Genomic DNA, 13,706 nt, shown 5'->3' with positions numbered 1-13,706 from the left:
ACAGTCCGCGCATGTCATCGGAGTCGACGGAAGTCTGGACCGGCTGGTACCGGGACCGCAGCGGCGCGGAAGCGATCGCGATCACTGTGGACGGACGGCAGGTGTCCGCCCGCATCAGGGGAGTCGCGTACACGGGCGCGAGCTTCGACGCCCTGCGCGCCGCGGAGCAGGACGGGGAGGCCCTCACCGGGTGCGTCCTGGAATGGGACCTGCCGCTTCCGGTCGTCCTGGACGGCGTCGCCCAGCAGGCCACCCTCAGCTGTCTGCTGACGCTCGGCGAGCGGGCGGACCTCAGCCTGACGCTGCACTACGGCGGCACGGCGTACGAATCGGGCATCGCCGGCGGCGACTTCGAGGAGGCGCTGGACCGGGTGAGGCGGCAGCTCCCGGCGGGGGCGGCGTTCGGCCGCCGGCTTCTCCAGACGGCCTGACGCCCGACGCGGGCCGTGCGGTGCCACCTCACGTACGGCGGTCAGGCGAGGCCGTTCCAGCCCCAGCGCGGGGTGGGGCCGGGTTCGCCGAGGTCCGTGCCCGGTGCCGAGGCCGAGACGTCCTCGGCGATCCGCGTCCCCCAGTCGAAGTACTCCACCACCCGGCGGCGCAGCAGGGCGTCGTCCGGCAGCTCCTTCTCCACCGCCTCCGTCATCAGCTCCATCCAGCGCAGCCGCTGTCCCTCGGTGATGGCGAGCCCGAGGTGGGCGCGGAGCAGGGCCTGGTGCCCGCCCAGTTCCGCCGTGAACGCGGCGGGCCCGGAGAAGACCTCGGCCAGCCAGACGGCGACGTGCTCGACGTGGGCGCGGTTGAAGTCGGCGAAGACGGGGGCGAGGAGCGGGTCGGCAAGCACCGCCTCGTAGAAGGTGTCGGAGAGCCGGCGCAGCGCGTCGGCGCCGCCCACGGCCTCGTACAGGGTGTTCGTGCGCTCGGCGGTCACGCGACGCCTCCGGGATCCGGGATCAGTCACCCCAGCATTCACTCAACCGGGCCTGAAACCAAGGAGGTTCGCCCGCGACGCGCGTGACGGGGCGGACGGCCGCAGCCGTCCGCCCCGCGCGGGGAGACTCAGAGAGAGGGGCGAAGCGTCGGGGGATCAGAAGGTCTTGGCGGCCGAGGCGAGGCCGTAGCGCCACAGCTGGTCGACGCGCGCCCGCTCCTGCGCGTTGGGCGTGGCGTTCTGGCAGGAGGTGCCCGGGCCGCCGCCGGACATCAGCTCGCTGCACGGGCCGGAGTAGTGGTCGGGGAGGCCGAGGACGTGCCCGGTCTCGTGGGCGGTGACGCGGGTGGAGTTGTACTGCTGGTTCTGTCGGTAGTCGAGGAAGATGTAGCCGCGGCCGTGCCCGTCCGTGCTGGCGTACGAGCCGCGCGAGTCGTTGCCCTCGCGGTAGGTGAAGTCGGCGTTGCTGCCCTCCACCAGCCGTACGTTGACGACCGAGCTGTTCCATATCTGGGTGCTCCGCGCGATCTGCGTGCGGAAGCTCGGCGCGTTGGCGGCGCTGTAGACCACGGTGACGGCGGCTGCGCCCGGGTTGGCGGCCCGCTTCTTCGCCACGGACTTCATGACGGCCTCGTGGAAGGCCTTGGTCGCCTTGGCGTCCTCGGCGGATCCGGCGTAGGCCGCGTACCCGGCGGACGCCGAGGACGGGGCGGCGGGTGCGGCGGCGGCCACCGGAGCGGCGCCGAGCGCGGCGGCGACGCCGAGGCCGAGGGTCGCGGCGAGGGAGGCGGTGAGGACCTTGGGGTGTCGCATGGGGGGCTCCTCCTGGGTCGGTTGGAGAGAGTGTCGGGGGAGCCGGGGTGGGTGCGGATGATGGCAGCAGGCGATAGCGCGAACGCATCACCACCGATCCGTCGGCCGACCGGTCGGGCCGTTCCTTCCTGGTGCGTTCATTCTGTCTGAACTTCCCTGCAATCAACGGGAATTGGTGCGACTTGGGTGTCTGGTGCGGCCCCCGGTGCCGCCCTACTCTCTGGGCATGGAGCTGGAGGTGAGGCATCTGCGCGCGCTCTGCGCCATCGCGGAGACGGGCAGTCTGCACAAGGCGGCGCGGCAACTGGGCATGAGCCAGCCCTCGTTGACCACACAGCTGCGCCGGATCGAGAACTGCCTGGGCGCGGAGCTGTTCTCGCGCGGCCGCACCGGGTGCCGACCCACCCCGCTCGGCCGCTCGGTGCTCAGCAGGGCCCGGCCGCTGGTCGACCAGATGGCGACGCTGATCACCGAGACCAGGGCCGAGGCGGCGCGCACCGACGGGCCCCGGCTGCGGGTCGGTTCGACGGCGAGCAGGGCCCTCGCGGGCTGGCTGCGCCGACTGCGCCAGGGGTTCCCCGGCACGGACATCGCGCTGCACATGGACGTCTCCGCCAACGCGCTGGTGCGGTCCGTCGCGACGGGCCAGTTGGACGTGGCCTTCGTCCACGAGGTGGAGGGGTGCCCGCTGCGGGTGCCGGAGGGGCTTCAGGAGCGGATCCTGGTCGAACGGGAGCCGCAGTTCGTCTCGCTGGCGCCGGACCACCCGGCGGCACGGCAGCCGGTGGTGGCGCTGGCCGACCTCGCCGAGGACCGCTGGATGGTCGACCCGACGGTGGACGGCGAGTGGGACGGGCTCCGTCGCGTCCTGAGCGCGGCCGGCATCGACCCGCCGCTGCTGCACGGCGACTACCACACGGCGGCGTCCCTGATCGTCTCCGGCGAGGCGGTGGCGCCCTGCCAGCCGACATCGTTGCCGCGCGAGGATCTGGCGATCCGGCCCCTGCGGGACGACCCGCTGGCGGTACGGCTGCTGCTGTACGCGCGCGAGGGGGCCGCGCTCGACCCGCTGTACGAGGAGCTGGCGGCGGCCTACTGGGAGGCGGCGCTCCGGGCGGCGCCGTACCGGCAGTGGCTTCACCAGAACGGGATGTCGGTGGGGCCGGGCATGATGACGGTATGACGGATCGCACCGAGCCTGAGTCCGCCGAGTCCGCCGAGTCCGCCGCGTCCACCGCGTCCGCCGAGTCCGCCGAGTCCGCCGAGTCCGCCGAGGCGCGCACCCGGGCTGCTGCGGAGCCCGCCGTGTCTGCGGAGCCCACTGTGTCGGCCCGGCCCGCCGAGTCCGCCGAGTCCGCCGCTCGGATCCGCCACGCGCGGCTGGAGGACCTCGGCCGGGTCGCCGAAATGGCCGCCGAGCACGCTGCGTACGAGAAGGCGACGCCGCCCGCCCCGGGACTGGCGACCCGTCTGGAGGCCCTGCTCCTCGGGGCACGGCCCCGGCTGCGCTGTCTGGTGGCGGAGCTGCCCGACGGGCGCCTGGCCGGCTACGCCACGTGCGCCCCGGAGCTCTCCACGTGGGCCGGCGCCGAGTACCTCCACATGGACTGCCTCTACCTCGCGGCGACCGAACGGGGTCTGGGCCTGGGCCCGCTCTTCATCGCGGCCCTGCGCGAGGAGGCACGGGCGCTCGGTCTGACGACCATCCAGTGGCAGACCCCGACCTGGAACGAGGGCGCGATCCGCTTCTACGACCGCCTGGACGCGACGTCGAAGCAGAAACTCCGCTACACCCTGCCGGTGGAGCCGCCGGTGGAGCCGCCGGTGGGCTGACGTCACCGGCGGCCCACCGGCGACCCACCCGGCCCACCAACAACCCACCGGCGGCCCCCCCGGAGCCCACCGGCGACCCATCGTCAGCCCATCGGCGGCTCACCGTAGACCCACCGGCCGCCACAGCCGGGCGCCCAGCCGCTCGGCTGCCACAGCCGGGCGCCCAGCCGCTCGGCCGCTCGGCCCGGCCGCGCCCCGTCGGGCAGCCGCTCCGCCGCCCGGCCCGGACGGGTCACGCCACGGCGGTCCCCTCCAGCTCGACCAGCTGGCCGGGGATCGCCAGTCGTGTCACCCCGAGCATCGTGCTCGTCGGGGCCGCCCCGGCGGCGCCCAACCACGCCGCCAGCACTCCGTAGTGCCGGAAGAGCAGGTCGACGTCGGTCGTGTAGACGTTGAGCCGGACGAGGTCCGCGGGGGACATGCCGGCCTCGTCGAGGACCGCCGCCAGGTTGTCGACGCAGAGCGTCAACTGCGCTGCCATGTCGCCCTCGTGTCGGGGCGTGCCGTCGCCGTCCATCGCGGTCTGCCCCGAGATGTACAGGGTGCGGGTGTGCCCCGACACCACCTCGCCCTGGTTGAACCCCTTCTCCACCGACCACGTCACCGGGTTGATCGCCGTGCGTTCCATCGCCACGTCAGCTCCATTCGATCGCAGGGAGTACGGACGTCCCTCGCTTCGGTGGCCACCGGCTTCGACGTCGTGGGGACGAGCTTCGCAACGAATCACGACACCCTTGGTCATGTATTTCGATAACGTTCGCGCATGCGCGCCGACCGTCTGGTCTCGCTGGTCCTGTTGCTGCGTCAGCGCGGTCGACTGACCGCGGACACCCTGGCCCGCGAGCTGGAGGTGTCCACCCGCACCGTGCTGCGCGACATCGAGGCGCTGTCCGCGGCCGGCGTCCCGGTCTACGCCGAACGCGGCCGGCACGGCGGGTTCGCCCTGTCGCCCGGCTTCCGGACCGAGCTCACCGGACTCAACCACGACGAGGCCCTCGCCGTGCTGACCGCCGGATCGGTCCGCGGTGAGCAGGCGTTCGGCCTCGGCTCGGCACTCGCCTCGGCCATGCGGAAGGTGGTGGACGCGCTGCCCGAGACCCACCGGGCCACCGCGAGCGACGCGGCCCAGCGCTTCCTCGTCGAACCGGAGACCGACCTGCTCTCACGCCGCCTGGTCACCGAGGAGGTCTCCGGCACCACCATGGTCGAGGTCCGGCGCGCGGTGCTCGCCGGACGCAAGTTGCGCATCCACTACGCGGCCTCGGGCCAAGCTCCCCGGTGGCGTACGGTCGACCCGATCGGCCTGGTCACCGTGCGCGACCGGGCCTACCTGCTGGCCACCCGGTCCGGCGCGGACCGCACCTACCGGCTGGCGCGGGTGCTGGCGGCCGAGGAACTCCCCGAAAGGGCGGAGCGGCCGAACCGGATCTGGCGGGAACGTTCGGCGCGGTTCCTCTCCGGCGGCGCCCATCTCACCGTGCTGGTACGGGTGGACCCGGCGCGGCGGGGGGAGTTGCTGGACACCGCGCTCGCCGTCCGCGCGGAGGAACCCGACGCGGACGGCCGACTGCGCCTGGAGGTGACCTTCCAGGACGCACGGCACGCCGAATGGGCGCTGTGGCAGCTCGGCACGGACGGGGAGGCCCTCGCCCCGCAGTCGTTGCGGACCGCCCTGCGCGACCGCGCCACCGCGCTCGCCACCCGCTACGCCGACACGCCCGTCGTGGCTCCGCGCACCGAGCCCCCCGGCGACCGCGACAGCGGACTGGCTCCGCGCACCGAGCCCCACGGCGACCGCCCGCCCGGAACCCGCGCAGGCGACCGTCCGCCCGGAGCCCGCGTCGGCGACCGCCCGCCCGGAACCCGCGCAGGCGACCGTCCCCCCGGGACCTGAGTCGCCGACGCCCACGACGGCCGAAGGGCCCGACCGGGATCACCGGTCGGGCCCTTCGGGCGGTGCGCAGCGGGAGGAAGGTCAGGCCTTCTTGGTCTCCCAGAAGATGCGGTCGACCTCGGCGATGAGCTCCAGCGCCTTCTCGCCCGTCTTCGGGTCCGTCGAGCCCTTCGCGGCCGACAGGGCCTTCAGCGTGTCGTTGATGAGCTGGTGGAGCTCGGGGTACTTCTCGAAGTGCGGCGGCTTGAAGTAGTCGCTCCACAGCACGGAGATGTGGTGCTTCGCGAGCTCCGCGCGCTGTTCCTTGATGACCGTGGCGCGGGCGCGGAAGTGCGCGTCCTCGTTGGCCTGGTACTTCTCCTGAACGGCCTTGACCGACTCGGCCTCGATGCGGGCCTGGGCCGGGTCGTAGACACCGCAGGGGAGGTCGCAGTGGGCGCTGACCTTCACCTTGGGGGCAAACAGGCGGGAGAGCATGCAGCTGTCCTTCCTCGTGATCGTCTTCTCAGGTGGGAGATTACTCCCCGAGAAGGTGGTTTTCGCGAGCGCCCCCAGGGGCTTAGGACAAAAGTCCAGGGTCACCATGGGACTCGTGGACGATCGGATCAGGTCGGATCGGGAGGTGTCGGATGGCGGACGCGGGGCGTGAGTCGAGGCGGGGGGCCGGACCCTCGTTCGGGATCGCCGAGGTGACGGGGGTGTCCATGGTGCCCACGCTGCTCCACGGCGATCAGCTCCTCGTGCACTACGGGGCGCCGCTGCGGCCCGGGAACGTGGCCGTGCTGCGGCACCCGCTCCAGCAGGATCTGCTCATCGTGAAGCGTCTGATCGAGCGACAGGACGGCGGCTGGTGGGTGCTCGGGGACAACCTGGACGCCGAGGGCGACAGCCGGGTCTTCGGCGCCGTACCCGCCGAGCTGGTGCTCGGGCGCGTGCGGGCGCGCTACCGGCCCGTCACCCCCGGGCGTCAGCGGTCGGCCGGTGTGGTGCTCTCCTGGCTGTTCTCCGCCGTCAGGCCCGTCTCCTCGTCCGTCCGTTCGGCCTCCAGGCGCTTGCGCGCCCGGTAGGCGGCCACGTTGGCGCGGGTCGCGCAGCGGTCCGAGCAGTAGCGGCGGGAGCGGTTGGTCGAGGTGTCGAGGTAGGCGTTGCGGCACGGCGGCGCTTGGCAGAGGCCCAGCCGGTCGGCGCCGAACTCCGTGAGGTGGAAGGCCAGCCCCATCGCCGCGATCGCCGCGAAGCCCGCCGTCGCGTTCGAAGGGTGGTCGGCGAGGTGCATGTGCCAGCGCGGATGCCCCTCGTCGTCCAGGAGGTCGTGGCCCGAGATCTGCGGGCTCACGGGGAACTCCAGGAGCAGCGAGTTCAGCAGGTCCACCGCCCGGGTGTGCTCGCCCTCGTCCGCCGCGGTGAAGACCGCCCGCAGCCGGGTGCGTACCGCACGGAAGCGGGTCACGTCGGAGTCCGTGGCCCGCCGGGCCATCTGGGAGGCCGAGCCGAAGAGCTCCCGGACCGCCTCCACCGACGTCAGGGAGTCCTTGCCACGGGCCGGCTCCTCGGTGTTGACCAGACGGACGGCGTAATCCGAGTAATAGGCCAGTTCCACTTGTAGTCCTTACGGCGGAGGTCTAGGGTCGGGTCCCGAGGGGGTAATGGATGGTTCCCCTTCGAGGGTATTACGAAGAGGGTGGAGGAAGGGCATGACGGACGCGGCTGCCACCGGAACCGACTGGGTGGCCTGGCAGGAGAGCTGGGACCGCCAGCAGGAGTGGTACATGCCGGACCGCGAGGAGCGGTTCCGCGTGATGCTCGACATGGTCGAGGCCGTGGTGGGGCCGCAGCCCCGCGTCCTCGACCTGGCGTGCGGTACGGGGAGTATTACGGATCGGCTCCTCAAGCGGTTCCCGAAGGCGACCAGCGTCGGCGTCGACCTCGACCCCGCCCTGCTCGCGATCGCCAAGGGATACTTCGCCGGCGACGAGCGCGTCTCCCTCGTCACCGCCGATCTCAAGGACCCCACGTGGGTGACCCGGCTGCCGTACGACACGTACGACGCCGTGCTCACCGCCACCGCGCTCCACTGGCTGCACACCGAGCCCCTCACCGCGCTCTACGGTCAGCTCGCCGGCCTCGTCCGGGACGGCGGCGTCCTCATGAACGCCGACCACATGATCGACGAGACCACCCCGCGCATCAACGCCGCCGAGCGCGCCCACCGGCACGCCACCATGGACCGGGCCAGGTCCGCCGGCGCGCTCGACTGGGCCGCCTGGTGGGCCGTGGCCGCCCAGGACCCGGTCCTCGCCGAGCCGACCGCCCGCCGCTTCGAGATCTACGGCGAGCACGCCGACGGCGACATGCCCTCCGCCCGCCGCCACGCCGAGATCCTGCGCGCCGCCGGCTTCGACGAGGCCCGCGCCGTCTGGTCCTCGCCCTCGGACACGCTCCTGCTCGCGCTGAAGTAGCCCGCGTCATGCGGAAGGGGCGGTACGAAGAGTCTCCGTACCGCCCCTGTCCGTACCGGTCGCCGCTACAGCACCTTGGACAGGAACGCCTTCGTCCGGTCGTGCTGCGGGTTGGTCAGGACGTCGCGCGGGTGGCCGGACTCGACCACCACACCGCCGTCCATGAAGACCAGGTTGTCGCCCACCTCGCGGGCGAAGCCCATCTCGTGGGTCACGACGATCATCGTCATGCCCGACTCGGCCAGGTCGCGCATGACGTCGAGGACGTCACCGACCAGCTCCGGGTCGAGAGCCGAGGTCGGCTCGTCGAAGAGCATCAGCTTCGGCTCCATCGCCAGCGCGCGGGCGATGGCGACACGCTGCTGCTGGCCGCCGGAGAGCTGCGAGGGGTAGTTCCCGGCCTTGTCGGCCAGGCCGACCCGGTCGAGCAGCCGCTCGGCCCGCTCGCGGGCCACCGCACGGGACTCGCCCTTCACCTGGATCGGCGCCTCCATGACATTGCCCAGGGCCGTCATGTGCGGGAACAGGTTGAAGCGCTGGAAGACCATGCCGATGTCCCGGCGCTGCGCCGCGACCTCGCTGTCCTTCAGCTCGTAGAGCTTGTCGCCCTTCTGCCGGTAGCCCACCAGCTGGCCGTCGACGGACAGCCGTCCGCCGTCGACCCGCTCCAGGTGGTTGATGCACCGCAGGAAGGTGGACTTGCCGGAGCCGGACGGGCCGACCAGGCAGAAGACCTCGCGGGGGGCGACCTCGAGGTCGATGCCCCGGAGGATGTGGGCGGCGCCGTAGGACTTGTGGACGCCCTCGGCCTTGACCATGGCGGTCATCCCGACACCTCCGAACGCTTGAACATGGTGAGGTTGGTGCGGATCCGCTGCCAGGGGGTGGGCGGCAGCGCGCGCAGCGAGCCGCGGGCGAAGTGCCGCTCCAGGTAGTACTGGCCGACGCTGAACACACTGGTCAGGGCCAGGTACCAGATGGAGGCCACGAACAGCATCTCCATCACGGCGCCGGCGGTACTGCCGATGTTCGTCGAGGCCCGCAGGAGCTCGGTGTACTGCACCGCCGAGACCAGCGACGAGGTCTTCAGCAGGTTGATGAACTCGTTGCCCGTGGGCGGCACGATCACCCGCATCGCCTGCGGAAGAACGATCCGGCGCATGGTCTTCGTCTGCGACATGCCGAGCGCGTGCGCGGCCTCGGACTGGCCCTCGTCGACCGACTGGATGCCGGCCCGGACGATCTCCGCCATGTACGCGCCCTCGTTGAGGCCGAGACCCAGGAGCGCGACCATGAACGGCGTCATGACGTCCACGGTCTCGTTCTTGTAGATCGGCCCGAGGTTGATGTACTCGAAGATCAGCGAGAGGTTGAACCAGACGAGCAGCTGGACGTAGACCGGCGTGCCGCGGAAGAACCAGATGTAGAGCCAGGCGACCGCACCGGTCACCGGGTTCCTGGAGAGCCGCATCACCGCGAACACGACGCCGAGCACGAGGCCCAGCGCCATGGAGGCGACGCTGATGATGATCGTGTTCCCCAGGCCTTCGAGGACCGAGGTGTCGAACAGCTTGTCCCAGACCGTCGCCCAGATGATGTTGCCCTGGGAGAAGGCGTAGACGAGCCAGCCGAGGAGTACGACGACCACGACGGCGCTGATCCAGCGGCCGACGTGCCTTACGGGGATTGCCTTGATCGCCTCGTACGGAACACCCGAGGCGCCGGGTCCGGCCGGCGTGTCGGCCGGACCCTTGTCGATCTTGTCAGTCACAACGACTGCCCTTCAGCGGAGCGCGGAGGTCACTTGCCGGCGTTGACGGTGGCCTGCTTGACGGCGCTGTCCTTGACGTCCCACTTCTCCAGGACCTTCTCGTACGAGCCGTCCTTGATGATGGCGTCGAGGGCTTCCTTCACGGCGTCACGCAGCTGCGTGTTCTCCTTGGAGACACCGATGCCGAAGAGGCCGACGTCGCTCTGGCTGCCGACGACCTCGAAGTCGTTGCCGCCGCCCGAGGTCTTCGCGATGTACGCGGCGACCGGGTAGTCGTTCAGGTCGGCGACCGCGCCGCCGGCCTTGACGCGGGTCTGCGCCTCGGCGTCGGTGTCGAACGCCTGGATCGTGAGCTTGTTCGCGCCACACTTCGTGGCCTGCGCCTTGAAGGTGTCCTCGTAGATGGTGCCGCGCTGGACGGCGACCGTCTTGCCGCACAGGTCGTCGAGGGAGTTGATGCCCTGCGGGTTGCCCTTCTTGACGAGGAGCGAGACGCCGGAGCTGAAGTAGTCGACGAAGTCGACGCCCGTGCCGATCTTCTTACCGGCGTCGTCCAGCCCCTCCTGCCGCTTCTTGTTGTCCGTCATCGAGGACATGATCAGGTCCTGGCGGCCGGTCTCCAGCGAGGTGATCAGGCCGTCGAAGGTGCCCGAGGTGAACTGGAACTTCACGCCGAGCTGCTTGGAGAGGGCCTCGGCGATGTCGGGGTCGACGCCGACGATCTTCCCGCCCTCGGTGAACTCCATCGGGGCGTAGGAGGCGTCCGTGCCGACCTTGACGACACCCGCCTTCTGGATCTCGGCGGGCAGCTTGGAGAAGAGGGGGGCGTTGGAGACGGCGCCGGTCTTGCCGCCCTCGGGGGTCGAGCCACCCTCGGTCTGGTCGCCACAGGCGGTCAGCAGCATCGAGCCGGCGACCGCGATGGCGGCGACCGCGGCAAGACGGGAGGTGCGGGTCTTGGCGGTCGTACAGCGCGTGGAGCGTGCGGTCATGGTCGGGTTCCTCCGGCGGGTGAGGGAGTTGCCATAGGCCGCGCGCACGCACCTTCGGGTGTCGCGACCTCGTGTGATTACGCGCATCTTGCCATTCGGACGGCGTCATTCAGACGGCCACGCATGTCAAAATCGGGTAACGGGTGACCCCCGAACCTCAGAGACCCCAGGGACACGGGCCGGACCTCTTCCGGGGAATGTCCGTCGGGGCCGGAAAATCTCCGGTTGATCTCGCGATCCGGACGACACGAAGGCCACGATCCGGTCTACAGGAGAACGTTTCCTGACATGGGATGACGCGCCCACTCCGCGCAAGGCGCCATTGCGTCCGTATGAGCCGCATCACCGCTCCGCAATGGACTCGTCTACGGTGATGTACGTCCGGTAAGAAGGATCCTTACACCCCTCATCCGGGGCTCAGGGCGCGTTGTGCGGCGCGCCCGCGCGGTTGCCAGACACGGCGACCGCGGGACCCAACCCACCCCTCCTCAACAAGGAGTGGCCACCCTCAAATGAAGAAGACTTAAGGGGTCAACCCAATGGCAGCGGAGATCGTCAATCCTCGCAGCGAGAGCGGCACGGAAGAGGCTCAGGAGCCCTTCGATCCGGCCTTCGCGCTGCACCGCGGCGGCAAGATGGCCATCTCGGCCACGGTGCCGCTGCGCGACAAGGACGACCTGTCCCTCGCGTACACGCCCGGCGTCGCCAAGGTGTGCACCGCGATTGCCGAGCAGCCGGAGCTGGTCCACGACTACACCTGGAAGTCCCAGGTCGTCGCGGTCGTGACCGACGGTACGGCGGTGCTCGGACTCGGCGACATCGGCCCGGAGGCCTCGCTTCCGGTCATGGAGGGGAAAGCGATCCTCTTCAAGCAGTTCGGCGGCGTGGACGCGGTGCCGATCGCGCTCGCCACCACCGACACCGACGAGATCGTCGAGACCGTCGTCCGGCTCGCGCCCTCCTTCGGTGGCGTGAACCTGGAGGACATCTCGGCCCCCCGGTGCTTCGAGATCGAGCGCAAGCTCCAGGAGCGCCTGGACATCCCCGTCTTCCACGACGACCAGCACGGCACCGCGATCGTCACCCTCGCCGCCCTCCGTAACGCGGCGAAGCTGACCGACCGGTCCCTCGGCGAGCTGCGCGCGGTCATCTCCGGCGCCGGCGCGGCCGGTGTCGCCATCGCCAAGTTCCTCCTGGAGGCCGGGCTCGGCGACGTGGCCGTGGCGGACCGCAAGGGCATCGTCAGCCGGGACCGGCAGGACCTCACCGACGTCAAGCGCGAGATCGCCGAGCTGACGAACAAGGCCGGGATCTCCGGCTCCCTGGAGACCGCCCTGGCCGGAGCGGACGTCTTCATCGGCGTCTCCGGCGGTACGGTCCCGGAGGCCGCGGTCGCGTCCATGGCGCCGAACGCGTTCGTGTTCGCCATGGCCAACCCGAACCCCGAGGTCCACCCCGACGTCGCGCACAAGTACGCGGCCGTCGTGGCGACCGGCCGTTCGGACTACCCGAACCAGATCAACAACGTGCTCGCCTTCCCGGGCATCTTCGCGGGCGCCCTCCAGGTCCGGGCCTCCCGGATCACCGAGGGCATGAAGATCGCCGCGGCGAACGCCATCGCGGACGTGGTCGGCGACCAGCTCGCCGCCGACTGCGTGATCCCGTCGCCGTTCGACGAGCGCGTGGCCCCCGCCGTCGCGACCGCCGTCGCCGCCGCGGCCCGCGCCGAGGGCGTGGCGCGCCGCTGACGCGGTGAGTGAGGCCCCGGGCCCCGTCCTGACGACTCAGGACGGGGCCCTTCGCCGTTCTCGGCGCAGGGGGCCCTTCGCCGCTCTCGGCGCATCGGGCGTCGGGCCCGGCGGTGCGGTCGGGTGGTCCGGTCGGGCGCCAGGGGTCCGGTCGGGGGCGAAGGGTCCGGTCGGCCAGGGATCCGGTCGGGGGCGAGGGACGTGCGTCACACAGGTGCGTGGTTCCGCGACCTCCCCGTCGGCCCCTAGTCTCGGGCCATGTTCGCTGCCTACGCCGCCCGAATCGACCGCGACCAGCCGCTGAACGGCCTTGAGCTGGGGGAACGGCCCGAGCCCGAGGTACGTCCCGGGTGGACCACCGTCACCGTCAGGGCCGCCTCCCTCAACCACCACGACCTCTGGTCGCTGCGCGGGGTCGGACTGCCCGAGGAGAGGCTGCCGATGATCCTCGGCTGCGACGCCGCGGGCATCGACGAGAACGGCGACGAGGTCGTCCTCCACTCGGTCATCGGCCAGACCGGCCACGGGGTCGGCCCCGACGAGCCGCGCTCGATCCTGACCGAGCGCTACCAGGGGACCTTCGCGGAGCGGGTCACCGTGCCCAGCTGGAACGTGCTCCCCAAGCCCAAGGAGCTCTCCTTCGAGGAGGCCGCCTGCCTCCCGACCGCCTGGCTCACCGCGTACCGCATGCTCTTCACCAACGCGGACGTGCGCCCCGGCGACTCCGTCCTGGTCCAGGGCGCGGGCGGCGGCGTCGCCACGGCCGCCATCGCCCTCGGCGCCGCCGCGGGGCTGCGGGTCTTCGCCACCAGCCGGGACGAGGCCAAGCGGAAGCGGGCCGTCGAGCTGGGCGCCGTGGAGGCGTACGAGCCGGGCGCCCGGCTGCCCAAGCGGGTGGACGCCGTCATCGAGACCGTCGGCGCCGCCACCTGGTCGCACTCGGTCAAGTCGCTGCGCCCCGGCGGCACCCTGGTGATCTCGGGCGCCACCAGCGGCGACCGGCCCTCGCACGCCGAACTCACCCGGATCTTCTTCCTGGAGCTGAAGGTCGTCGGCTCGACGATGGGAACGAAGGACGAGCTGGAGGACCTGCTGGCGTTCTGCGCCGGTACGGGGCTGCGGCCCGTGATCGACGAGGTGCTGCCGCTGGACCGGGCGCGTGAGGGCTTCGAGAAGATGGCCTCGGGCGACCTCTTCGGGAAGATCGTCCTGACTACCTCTTGATGGATCGTCAGATCTGCTGATGGGATCTCCGGCACCGCGCC

16 protein-coding genes and 1 pseudogene are annotated in these 13,706 nt (G+C 71.2%); 8 read left to right on the top strand and 9 right to left on the bottom strand.

Annotation, left to right across the window (positions count from 1 at the left end):
* The first annotated feature begins 11 nt into the window (after window positions 1–11).
* Complete coding sequence (locus ACIPPS_RS02345) at window positions 12–431, top strand: DUF6304 family protein (RefSeq protein ID WP_401425815.1); 420 nt, start codon at window positions 12–14, stop codon at window positions 429–431.
* 41 nt (window positions 432–472) lie between these two features.
* Here the strand turns inward: ACIPPS_RS02345 and ACIPPS_RS02340 are convergent, their stop codons facing one another.
* Window positions 473–931: a group II truncated hemoglobin gene (locus ACIPPS_RS02340; protein WP_401425812.1), complete on the bottom strand. Its 459-nt coding sequence runs from the start codon at window positions 929–931 to the stop codon at window positions 473–475.
* Between the two features lie 156 nt (window positions 932–1,087).
* Window positions 1,088–1,744: a snapalysin gene (gene snpA, locus ACIPPS_RS02335; RefSeq protein ID WP_401425809.1), complete on the bottom strand. Its 657-nt coding sequence runs from the start codon at window positions 1,742–1,744 to the stop codon at window positions 1,088–1,090.
* Between the two features lie 226 nt (window positions 1,745–1,970).
* Between snpA and ACIPPS_RS02330 the strand changes: the two genes are divergently transcribed.
* The gene (locus tag ACIPPS_RS02330) at window positions 1,971–2,927 is read left to right on the top strand and encodes a LysR family transcriptional regulator (protein WP_401425806.1); all 957 of its coding nucleotides are present in this window, start codon (window positions 1,971–1,973) and stop codon (window positions 2,925–2,927) included.
* Window positions 2,924–3,577, top strand: a complete 654-nt coding sequence (locus ACIPPS_RS02325) for a GNAT family N-acetyltransferase (protein WP_401425803.1) — start codon at window positions 2,924–2,926, stop codon at window positions 3,575–3,577. The genes ACIPPS_RS02330 and ACIPPS_RS02325 overlap by 4 nt, the downstream gene beginning before the upstream one ends.
* A gap of 83 nt (window positions 3,578–3,660) precedes the next feature.
* Here the strand turns inward: ACIPPS_RS02325 and ACIPPS_RS02320 are convergent, their stop codons facing one another.
* A complete protein-coding gene (locus ACIPPS_RS02320) occupies window positions 3,661–3,813 on the bottom strand; it encodes a hypothetical protein (protein ID WP_401425800.1) in 153 nt (50 codons plus the stop codon).
* Complete coding sequence (locus tag ACIPPS_RS02315; protein WP_401427167.1) at window positions 3,810–4,205, bottom strand: RidA family protein; 396 nt, start codon at window positions 4,203–4,205, stop codon at window positions 3,810–3,812. Before ACIPPS_RS02315 ends, ACIPPS_RS02320 begins: the two co-directional genes overlap by 4 nt.
* A gap of 135 nt (window positions 4,206–4,340) precedes the next feature.
* Between ACIPPS_RS02315 and ACIPPS_RS02310 the strand changes: the two are divergent.
* Window positions 4,341–5,294: pseudogene (locus ACIPPS_RS02310) on the top strand (helix-turn-helix transcriptional regulator); the annotation flags it as partial.
* 258 nt (window positions 5,295–5,552) lie between these two features.
* On the opposite strand, the gene sodN reads toward ACIPPS_RS02310, so the two are convergent.
* Window positions 5,553–5,948 (bottom strand): superoxide dismutase, Ni, encoded by a 396-nt coding sequence (gene sodN, locus ACIPPS_RS02305; protein WP_401425797.1) that lies wholly within the window; start codon window positions 5,946–5,948, stop codon window positions 5,553–5,555.
* Window positions 5,949–6,100: 152 nt separating this feature from the next.
* On the opposite strand from sodN, the gene sodX reads away from it, so the two are divergent.
* Entirely contained in the window at window positions 6,101–6,538 is a 438-nt protein-coding gene (gene sodX / locus ACIPPS_RS02300) for a nickel-type superoxide dismutase maturation protease (RefSeq protein ID WP_401425795.1), read from the top strand.
* Here sodX and ACIPPS_RS02295 read toward each other — a convergent pair.
* Window positions 6,439–7,071 (bottom strand): CGNR zinc finger domain-containing protein, encoded by a 633-nt coding sequence (locus ACIPPS_RS02295; RefSeq protein WP_401425793.1) that lies wholly within the window; start codon window positions 7,069–7,071, stop codon window positions 6,439–6,441. The genes sodX and ACIPPS_RS02295 overlap by 100 nt on opposite strands.
* 94 nt (window positions 7,072–7,165) lie before the next feature.
* Here ACIPPS_RS02295 and ACIPPS_RS02290 point away from each other — a divergent pair, with 94 nt between their 5' ends.
* On the top strand, window positions 7,166–7,930 hold the full coding sequence (locus ACIPPS_RS02290; RefSeq protein ID WP_401425791.1) for a class I SAM-dependent methyltransferase: 765 nt from the start codon (window positions 7,166–7,168) through the stop codon (window positions 7,928–7,930).
* A 65-nt stretch (window positions 7,931–7,995) separates the two neighbouring features.
* On the opposite strand, the gene ACIPPS_RS02285 is transcribed toward ACIPPS_RS02290, so the two are convergent.
* Genes ACIPPS_RS02285 through ACIPPS_RS02275 form a run of 3 tightly spaced genes read right to left on the bottom strand, consistent with a single transcriptional unit; the run spans window position 7,996 to window position 10,693 of the window.
* Window positions 7,996–8,757: an amino acid ABC transporter ATP-binding protein gene (locus ACIPPS_RS02285; protein WP_401425789.1), complete on the bottom strand. Its 762-nt coding sequence runs from the start codon at window positions 8,755–8,757 to the stop codon at window positions 7,996–7,998.
* Window positions 8,754–9,701 (bottom strand): amino acid ABC transporter permease, encoded by a 948-nt coding sequence (locus ACIPPS_RS02280; RefSeq protein ID WP_401425786.1) that lies wholly within the window; start codon window positions 9,699–9,701, stop codon window positions 8,754–8,756. The genes ACIPPS_RS02285 and ACIPPS_RS02280 overlap by 4 nt, the downstream gene beginning before the upstream one ends.
* Window positions 9,702–9,730: 29 nt before the next feature.
* Window positions 9,731–10,693, bottom strand: a complete 963-nt coding sequence (locus ACIPPS_RS02275) for an ABC transporter substrate-binding protein (RefSeq protein ID WP_401425784.1) — start codon at window positions 10,691–10,693, stop codon at window positions 9,731–9,733.
* Window positions 10,694–11,232: 539 nt separating this feature from the next.
* Here ACIPPS_RS02275 and ACIPPS_RS02270 point away from each other — a divergent pair.
* Both ACIPPS_RS02270 and ACIPPS_RS02265 read left to right on the top strand, forming a co-directional pair.
* A complete protein-coding gene (locus tag ACIPPS_RS02270) occupies window positions 11,233–12,441 on the top strand; it encodes an NADP-dependent malic enzyme (RefSeq protein WP_401425781.1) in 1,209 nt (402 codons plus the stop codon).
* A gap of 258 nt (window positions 12,442–12,699) precedes the next feature.
* Window positions 12,700–13,665: a zinc-binding dehydrogenase gene (locus ACIPPS_RS02265; protein WP_401425779.1), complete on the top strand. Its 966-nt coding sequence runs from the start codon at window positions 12,700–12,702 to the stop codon at window positions 13,663–13,665.
* The last annotated feature ends 41 nt before the right edge of the window (window positions 13,666–13,706 follow it).

Origin of the sequence: Streptomyces sp. NPDC090127 (assembly GCF_044746945.1) — a bacterium.
Lineage (GTDB): Bacteria > Actinomycetota > Actinomycetes > Streptomycetales > Streptomycetaceae > Streptomyces.
This window is presented reverse-complemented; position numbering and strand designations above follow the sequence as displayed.